Here is an 8,749-nt window from a genome sequence, read left to right as displayed (position 1 = left end):
CCGAACTTGGTAAAGAACCGTATTTTGATTACTAATGCCTGTTTGTTTTGTTGCTCGAGAGCTGACCATCTTATGTTCCGCTCTTTAATAGTTATTCAACGACTTGAATCCAACCTTCGGGTGCCTCAACAGTACCGAATTGAATTCCAGTTAAAGTTTCATATAATTTCTTAGTTACGGGACCAACTTCAGTTTCACTATAAAAGACGTGAAAGTTACCATTATGTTCCAAACCACCGATAGGTGAGATGACAGCGGCAGTACCACAGGCACCAGCTTCTTTGAATCGGTCTAGTTGATCAACAAAGACATCGCCTTCTTCAGCACCAAGTCCCAAACGATTCTTGGCCAAGTAAAGTAGAGAATACTTAGTAATACTTGGTAGGATCGATGGTGATTTAGGAGTTACAAAGACATCATCTTTAGTGATACCAAAGAAGTTAGCTGATCCAACTTCTTCAATTTTTTTATGTTCGATTGGATCAAGGTAAACACAATCGGCGAAACCATTATCGTGTGCTTGAGCACCGGGATAAAGACTGGCAGCGTAGTTACCACCAACCTTACTTTGACCAGTACCTTTGTGAGCGGCACGGTCATATTGTGAGGTAGTGAAGTTAACTGGATTCAAGCCACCTTTAAAGTAGTTACCAACAGGCATTGCAAAAATTGTGAAAATATATTCGGGAGCTGCATGTACACCAATTTGTTCACCAGTACCGATGATCAAAGGACGAAGATAAAGGGTCGCACCATTCCCATAGGGTGGTACGAAGTCAGCATTAGCTTTAACAACTGATTTTACTGCTTCGACAAATTTGTCTTCTGGGAAGACTGGCATCAAGAGTCGTTCACATGAGTCCTTCATACGTTTAGCATTGCGGTCAGGACGGAACAATTGAATATGACCATCTGGTGTACGGTAAGCTTTCATACCTTCAAAAGCTGCTTGTCCATAATGCAAGACTGGAGAAGCCTCACTAATGTGAAGTGTGCTGTCTTCTGTCAAGCCAGCATCTTGCCATTGTCCGTCTTTAAAATGAGCCGTAAAACGGTAAGGTAAGTCCATGTAATTGAAACCTAAATTGTCCCAATCAATATTTGTTGCATCTGCTTTTGCCATGTTTATATCTCCTTTGTTAAATTGAATCTAATAAATTAAAGAAAAATTAGATTTACATTAGATTTATCATAATTAATGATACCGAAAGTGTCAATGCTAAATTTGAATAAATTAAGAAATAAGCGTTTTTCTTAGGTACAATCCTAGTCGATAGATACAATGAAGATAGAAAATATCTGGAGGGTAAATTATGAATAAAAAAAGGATAATTCTCTCAACAATTATTGCTATAATGCTGGTTGTGAGTGGGTTCTTTGGCTTTAGCAAACATGTTCAAGCGGTAAACTCAGCGAAGTATGTTCAAACTTCCACACCAACACTCTTTTTCCATGGTTATGGGAGTAGTTTCAATGCAGAAACTCAGATGACTAATGCAGCTAAAAAGGCTGGGGTAACTAAGAAAATTGTTCGGGTAAATGTTAGCCCGAATGGTTATGCCAAAATCATCGGATCCATTCCTAAAAGCGCTAAGAATCCAATTGTTGAAGTAAATTACGATAACAATAAAATGTCTAATTATCATACAGCAGGTAAATGGGCAGCCAATGTCATTAAAGTATTACAAAAGGATTATAAATTTAAGAGTGTTAATCTAGTTGGTCATTCCATGGGGAATATGGCAATCAATTATTATATTATGGATAATGCCGGGAAAAAAGGCATGCCTAAAGTTAATAAAGTAGTTGATATTGCTGGTCATTTTAATGGGATTTTAGGGATGAACGATCAACCTAATCAAATGAAACTTGATAAAGATGGTAAACCAACCAAGATGGATAAAGATTATAAAGAGTTATTAAAGCTGCGAAAAGTTTATCCCACTAATACTGATATTTTGAATATTTATGGCGATAAAAATGATGGCACACATTCTGATGGGGATGTTAGTAACGCTTCGTCAATGTCGTTAAAATATTTGGTTAGTGGTCGAGCACATTCATATCAAGAAAAGAAGATTGTCGGTAAACAAGCCCAGCATAGCAAGTTACATGAAAACAAAGAAGTGGATAAGTTATTGATAAACTTTTTGTGGAAGAAATAAATCAACTTATTCAACAATAGAAATATTAAAAATCACACTACATTATTGTTTACGAATCTCAATTTAGGGATTCACAATGATATGGTGTGATTTTTTTATAAATATTTATTTTTAGTGTTGGATAAATGGATACCATCCAGCTAGAGCAAAACCGATTAAGGCTGTGACAAGACAGAAAATAATAACAGCCCAGATTAATGATTTACTTAGAGTATTTTGTTCTTTACGAGCAAAGGCAATTTCAATCAAAGCAATGAAGATTAGAGCAACGATGACTTTGACGATTAAAAGTGTTGGTTCGACTGACCAAGCACGAATGCCCAATTTGATACCAGTCCCGATAATGACTAGGTAACCAATGCGAGTAATCATTTCATAAATTTTTGTATGTGTATTTGTAAATAATGCCAATAGAATTAAAATAGCCATTACTAACCAAGTAATTAAATGTGTCCATAACCAAATCATAGTAAAATCCTCCTAATACCATTCATAGTAACATTGGTAACAAAAGGTTAGTGACATAACTGTTTTAATCTTTAAATTTGTCGCCTAAATGTAGGATAAAAATCATTTTTCAAACTCGGTTGGAGTGGGAGTGTGCCTAACTTCCCGTCTTCCGTAAAAATCGGGAATTGGCTGGAACGCTGTGGACCAACTTTGAGCCAACCAAAGATCGGTTGTCTTGAAGATTGGTCTTATCCTAAGCCAGCCTCCACAAATCGCTGACTAAAGATAATGTCACGGCTGAGCCATTCCCGATTTTTACTCCAGACTAAATAACATTTTAATTGTTTTATTTACGTAAAAAATGATTTTGAATAATATTTTTAATGCAAATAGTCCCTATTAACTGATTATAATGTCAGATAATAGGGACTATTTTTGTCGTTAATTATAGAGCTAAATAAACTAGAAAACATTAAATTAATTTAAGTAATTAAAAATAGAAACAGCCAATCTAGTCTGGAGTGAGAGCAATTCGGGGGCTCAGCAGTGAGATTTCTCTTACCTAGCGTACTTGGCTAGGTTAGTGAAAGACTCGATTTTGAAACAATTTTGTACTTCAAATTGGTTCAAAACGATGTCCACTGCGTTCCAGTCCCCCGATATTGCCGAGCGGAAGACGGCAGTATAATAGCAACTACGTTGATTTACATTCTAATTATTGTGATGCTTATTATTGATTAAATATAGGACAGCGAGAAATATTAGTAGAATAATGATTCCATAAAACCAGAAGTCACCACCCATAAAACCCATGCTTCCAAAACTACGGCAGTTTGCAAAGTTCATCATAACTTAGCATCTCCTTTTACTGGATCCACTTTTAATTGTAATGACTCTAAAAAATACTAGCAATTTTATTGACCGATAGATTTCAAATTGTACTCTGTCTGAAAATTAATTCAGTCGCTAAATCAATTCTTTTGGCAACGTGACGAGGATTGGTCAACAGATCTTGCATTAAATCGACTGCTGATGTCCCCATTTGAGTAGTTGCCACTGCGACAGAACTGAGTTCGGGATTAACGTAACTAGCTAAGGCTGTGTTATTAAAACTGAAGATACTAACTTGCTTAGGAACTGAAATATTAGCTTCTTGCAGGGCTTTTAAAGCGCCAGCTGCCATGGGATCATTAGCGATGAAAAAGGCATGAGGCAAGTGGGGCAAAGATTTAATGGCTTGTTTCATTTGTTGATAGCCGGACTCTTTAGTAAAGTCACCTTTGAAACAGAATTCGTGATTAAATTGCCCCGATTTGCTTAAGGCATATTTAAAATTATCATAACGAAAGTCGTGAATCACACGTAATTTATCAGTCGTGAGTTCTTCACCGTAGATCAAACCAATATCATTAATATCTTGTGCAAAAAAATAATCAATGACTTGTTTGATTCCATAACGAAAATCGGTCAGTATCGTGTCAAAACCGTCAGCAAATTGATCATCATCGATAAAAACTAAGTTATGTGTCAGATTATCCAGTTGTTGAACCTGAGGCCGACTGAACTTACCAACGGCAATAATGCCATCAATGTCGGCTGGAATTTTGGCTAAATTATTGTGGAAAATACGGGTGATTTCAAAACCATAAGTTGGAGCTTGTTGCTCAATACCTTCACGAATGGTCATGTAATAGAGGTCATCTTGTTCCTTTGATTCAGAATACCATTGAACTAGTGCAATGTGTTTTTGAAAACGAGTATTCTGGTGATTAGCTTTTTTATAATTCAAATCAGTCGCTATTTTCAAAATATTAGTTCGAGTTTGATCAGTTACAGACAAGGTTAAATCATTGTTAAGGACACGTGAAACTGTTGCTGGTGAAACATTAGCCTGGTGCGCAATATCACGTAATGTTGCCATTAAATTAGGCTCCCAATAAATTTATCAAAAGCAGTTTGACCTTGGTCGTTCCATTTGAAGACACCAGCATCTTCAAGAACACGTTTAAAAATCAAACCAGTTTCTTTATCCACAATTTTTTCCACATTATCATCCGAAAGGTCATAATTTTTCTTAAGCTGATCCGCCCAAGTTTTATGATAGGCTGCCATTTTATTCGGTTGATTCAATAAGTAGCGTTCAACCTCTTTCAGTTCAATCTTTAAACGAGCGGGAAGAATAGCACGTCCCATGACCTCAATTAAACCGATGTTCTCTTTTTTTATATGTTGGACATCTTGATGGGGATGAAAGATACCTTCGGGGTATTTAACTGAAGTTTGGTTGTCACGAAGGACAATATCGAGAATATATTTGTCGTTTTTACGATAAGCAATCGGTGTGACAGTATGATGACGGGTTTCGTTGGTATAGGCTCTAATATCGACCATTTCATCAGAATAATTCATCCAATTTTCGTGAATTAAAGTAGCTGCTTTAACTAAAGCTTCAGGGCCCTCACTGGACAAACGAATAGTCGACATAGGCCATTTAACGATGCCAGCTTCAACATTAGCTACAGGGATAGCAATTTTTCGTGCTAGTGGAGCTTTCATCATTGGAAAATCGTGACGCCCCCCTTGGTAATGATCATGGCTGAGCATTGATCCACCCACAATTGGTAAATCAGCGTTACTACCAACAAAATATTGCGGAAAAATTCGAACGATTTCTAATAAGTTGTTAAAAGTATGCTGATTGATAATCATTGGTTGATGGATTTGGTTTAGAAAAATTGCGTGTTCACTAAAGTAAGCATAAGGAGAGTATTGAAATCCCCAAGTTTGACCACCCAAGGTGAAACGAATTACTCGGTGATTGGTCCGAGCAGGATATCCTAGTCGACCTAAATATCCTTCATTTTCAAGACAAAGCTGACATTTGGGATAACCAGTTTGAGTCTGTTGACTGGCAGCAGCGATAGCTTTCGGATCTTTTTCAGGCTTTGATAAATTGATAGTTATTTCTAAAGCACCGTAATCAGTCGCCACGTTGTATGAGATATTCTTAGCAATGGCTTTGACTTTGATATAGTCATTATCTTGACTCATTTGATAAAAATAATTGGTTGCCGATTCGGGACTTTGTTGATAAAGATTCCAAAATTTTTGATTAACCCGAGAAGGTAAAGGTGTTACAAAATCCATTAATTGATCATTGAGAATTTCCTTGTTAGTTGGATCATCAGTGATTTTGTTGTTCAGAATGGCAGTTTTAATTAACGCCAGTTTAAGATCAGCGTCCGATTGATGATTGTCGTCACCAACTAGAGCACAGATGCGGTTGTAAAGATAAACTCGATCTAATTCTTGATAGTCGTTATCAGATTGGATAATTAGATCAACAAATTCATTAACACAGGACATTATTTTTCCACCTCGGAGATTTTGATTTCACTGGGACCATCAGAAATTTCAGCAATATAAAAGTCAGCATCGTATCCGATTTGGTCTTTGTAAATTTTACCAACGTTTTCTTGGAAATCGTCGATTTTATCTTTATCTACAAAAGCAATGGCACAACCACCAAATCCAGCTCCAACCATACGAGCTCCTAAAACTCCTGGTTGTTTCCAAGCTGCTTCAACTAAGGTATCGAGTTCAATTCCAGTAACTTCATAATCGTAATGTAGTGAAATATGAGAGGCATTGACTAATTTTCCAAATTCAATTAGGTTATTCTCATTAAGATATTTGATAGCTTTAAGGGTACGCTGGTTTTCAAAGACAGCATGACGGGCGCGACGAATTAGGATGTCATCGTTGATTAGATATGAATTACGATCAAATTCATCGATTGAAAGTTCACCTAATGATTTAATAGTTAGTTTAGTTTGGAGTAAGGCAAGTGCCTGTTCACATTGACTGCGACGTTCGTTATATTTAGAATCGGCCAAGGCACGATGTTTATTGGTATTCATGATAACGATGACGTTGTTTCCCAATTCAACGGGAGCATAGTGGTATTCCATAGTATTAGTGTCGAGTAGAATAGCTTGATCCTTTTTGCCCATACCAACAGCAAATTCATCCATAATGCCAGAGTTGACTCCGATATAATTATTTTCATTTTGTTGGCCCATTTTAACGAGGTCGAGTTGGTCAATACCAAGTTTATAAACATCATTGATAATATTACCCATCAATAATTCAATTGAGGCGGATGATGACAAACCAGCACCATCAGGAAGATTACCGTGAATATAAAGGTTAAAACCGTGATCCAATTGGTACCCGGCTTGAGTAAGTAGATAAATCATTCCTTTAGGATAATTAGCCCAATCGTCAGCTTTGTTATAGGCCAAATTGTCGAGTGAGATAGTAATGATGCCAGTATCAGGTAAATTTTCAGAATACATTTGGATAGTACGATCAGTTCGTTGACCAAAAGCAGCATAAGTTCCTAAGCTGATAGCACAGGGGAAAACATTGCCACCATTATAGTCAGTATGTTCACCAATCAAGTTGATTCTACCAGGTGAGAAAAATAATTTTTCGGCTGCCTTCTGATAAATAGTTTCGTAACCTTGTAAGATTTTGTTAGTGTCCATAGTCATTCTCCATATTTACTAAATATTTAGTTAACAAAATGATAGCGCTTTCTAGAATTTGAAACAAGGGCAATAGATTTAAAAATAGTTATAAAATGTTATTATTATATGCATGGATACACGCAATGGGAAAACGAGGATAATTTAATGAAAACTGCAGTAGTGACTGATACAGCGTCTTACTTAACACCCGAGCAAATAGAAAAATATAATATTACGGTCTTACCAATAACAGTCATTTTGGGAGATAAACAATATAAAGAAACCGAAGAATTAACCGATGATAAATTTTATGATTATCTAAGGAATGAACCCGAATTACCAACGACAGCTCAAGTTTCCATGGGACAAATTCAAGAAGCCTATGATCGGTTAGTTGCCGAAGGCTATGATAATATCATTTCAATTCATTTGTCACTGGGAATTACTTCATTTATGGATAATTTGCGCATGTTTGTTAAAGAATATGACAAGGCTAAAATTTATCCATTCGACTCAATGGCTGCCAGTGCCGCTGAAGCAGACCTCGTTATGCTAGCTGGTACTTTAGCTCAACAGAATGTCGATCCAGAAGTTATCGTGTCCAAACTGGAAGATCTTCGAGCATCAACCGATATTTATTTTGCGGTCGACGATTTGAAACATTTAAGCAGAACTGGTCGTTTGAGTAACCGCTCCGCTATTATTGGTAACTTATTAAATGTGAAACCATTATTGACCTTTAAAGATGGAAAGATTTATGCAATTGATAAAGAAAGAACGATGCACCGTGCTTTTCGAATGATTTCTTTAGAAATTCAAAAGTATGCAGATGAACATCCTGATTGGAATTTGCACATTACTGTAGTAGATTCCAATAATCGTGAAATGTTGACTAAATGGGCTGATGACTTTGCCGAAGTATTCCCAGAAGCTAGAGTTTCACAGAGTCATTTGGGGCCAGCAATTAGTGTTCATACTGGTGAAAAAACTATGGGTGTCGTTTGGGATAAGGACTTTGAAAATGAAAACTAGAATTATGATCTATGTGGATGACGTTGATATGAATGTGGAATTTTGGGTCGATGAATTTGGTGCCCAAATTGTAGCTCGTCAAACAATGAATGGTGGTTATCAAAATGTGGTCGTCGCTATTTCTGAAGAAACTGAATTATCAATTTTCCCAAGGGATTACATTAGAATTTATTCACCAGAAGTTTCAGAGAATGTACCATCATTGATGTTCTTCTCGAATGATTTTGATAAATTGCATGATGACTTGATCAGTGCTGGTGAGATCAGTGAAGTTAATGGCGTTTTGACATTTAATTTCCAAGATCCGGAAGGTAACTATTTTGTTGTTGCAAGAGCTTAATGAATGTGAGAAAGTGAAACAAAATATATTCAGCTTTTGAGTATTTTGTTAATTGAAAATGATTTGCTCCAGGTTACTTCATTGTCAAAGACTAATTTTAAATCAAAAGTTTATATCGATCTGAACTTGGTTCTTTACAAGAAGTGAGCTTAAGTCAAAATCTTTAAGAGTTGCCTGAAATGCCAGGTAACTCTTTTTGTATAATTAAAGACTGATGTTGAAAATTCAAT

9 protein-coding genes are annotated in these 8,749 nt (G+C 36.3%); 3 read left to right on the top strand and 6 right to left on the bottom strand.

What is annotated here, in order from left to right:
• Positions 1–91 precede the first annotated feature (91 nt).
• Positions 92–1,123: a branched-chain amino acid aminotransferase gene (locus IV57_RS07575; protein ID WP_057880911.1), complete on the bottom strand. Its 1,032-nt coding sequence runs from the start codon at positions 1,121–1,123 to the stop codon at positions 92–94.
• Positions 1,124–1,313: 190 nt separating this feature from the next.
• Here IV57_RS07575 and IV57_RS07570 point away from each other — a divergent pair, with 190 nt between their 5' ends.
• The gene (locus IV57_RS07570; protein ID WP_083488924.1) at positions 1,314–2,165 is read left to right on the top strand and encodes an alpha/beta hydrolase; all 852 of its coding nucleotides are present in this window, start codon (positions 1,314–1,316) and stop codon (positions 2,163–2,165) included.
• A gap of 111 nt (positions 2,166–2,276) precedes the next feature.
• Here IV57_RS07570 and IV57_RS07565 read toward each other — a convergent pair whose 3' ends face one another.
• From IV57_RS07565 to IV57_RS07550, 5 genes are all read right to left on the bottom strand, one after another.
• Positions 2,277–2,633: a DUF1516 family protein gene (locus tag IV57_RS07565; protein WP_057880909.1), complete on the bottom strand. Its 357-nt coding sequence runs from the start codon at positions 2,631–2,633 to the stop codon at positions 2,277–2,279.
• Between the two features lie 693 nt (positions 2,634–3,326).
• The gene (locus IV57_RS13180; RefSeq protein ID WP_157051933.1) at positions 3,327–3,464 is read right to left on the bottom strand and encodes a hypothetical protein; all 138 of its coding nucleotides are present in this window, start codon (positions 3,462–3,464) and stop codon (positions 3,327–3,329) included.
• An 82-nt stretch (positions 3,465–3,546) separates the two neighbouring features.
• Positions 3,547–4,536, bottom strand: a complete 990-nt coding sequence (locus tag IV57_RS07560; protein WP_057880908.1) for a LacI family DNA-binding transcriptional regulator — start codon at positions 4,534–4,536, stop codon at positions 3,547–3,549.
• Positions 4,536–5,981 (bottom strand): UDP-glucose--hexose-1-phosphate uridylyltransferase, encoded by a 1,446-nt coding sequence (locus tag IV57_RS07555; protein WP_057880907.1) that lies wholly within the window; start codon positions 5,979–5,981, stop codon positions 4,536–4,538. The genes IV57_RS07560 and IV57_RS07555 overlap by 1 nt, the downstream gene beginning before the upstream one ends.
• The gene (locus IV57_RS07550) at positions 5,981–7,165 is read right to left on the bottom strand and encodes a galactokinase (protein WP_057880906.1); all 1,185 of its coding nucleotides are present in this window, start codon (positions 7,163–7,165) and stop codon (positions 5,981–5,983) included. The genes IV57_RS07555 and IV57_RS07550 overlap by 1 nt, the downstream gene beginning before the upstream one ends.
• Positions 7,166–7,312: 147 nt before the next feature.
• On the opposite strand from IV57_RS07550, the gene IV57_RS07545 reads away from it, so the two are divergent.
• Positions 7,313–8,179 carry a DegV family protein gene (locus IV57_RS07545; protein WP_057880905.1) on the top strand — a complete coding sequence of 289 codons (867 nt, stop codon included), beginning with the start codon at positions 7,313–7,315 and terminating at the stop codon, positions 8,177–8,179.
• Positions 8,169–8,519 (top strand): VOC family protein, encoded by a 351-nt coding sequence (locus IV57_RS07540; RefSeq protein ID WP_057880904.1) that lies wholly within the window; start codon positions 8,169–8,171, stop codon positions 8,517–8,519. Before IV57_RS07545 ends, IV57_RS07540 begins: the two co-directional genes overlap by 11 nt.
• Positions 8,520–8,749: the final 230 nt, after the last annotated feature.

The sequence above is a fragment of the Companilactobacillus kimchiensis genome, from assembly GCF_001438805.1.
Lineage (GTDB): Bacteria > Bacillota > Bacilli > Lactobacillales > Lactobacillaceae > Companilactobacillus > Companilactobacillus kimchiensis.
Note: the sequence above shows the minus strand (reverse complement) of the source record. Positions and strands in the feature narration are given on the sequence as shown.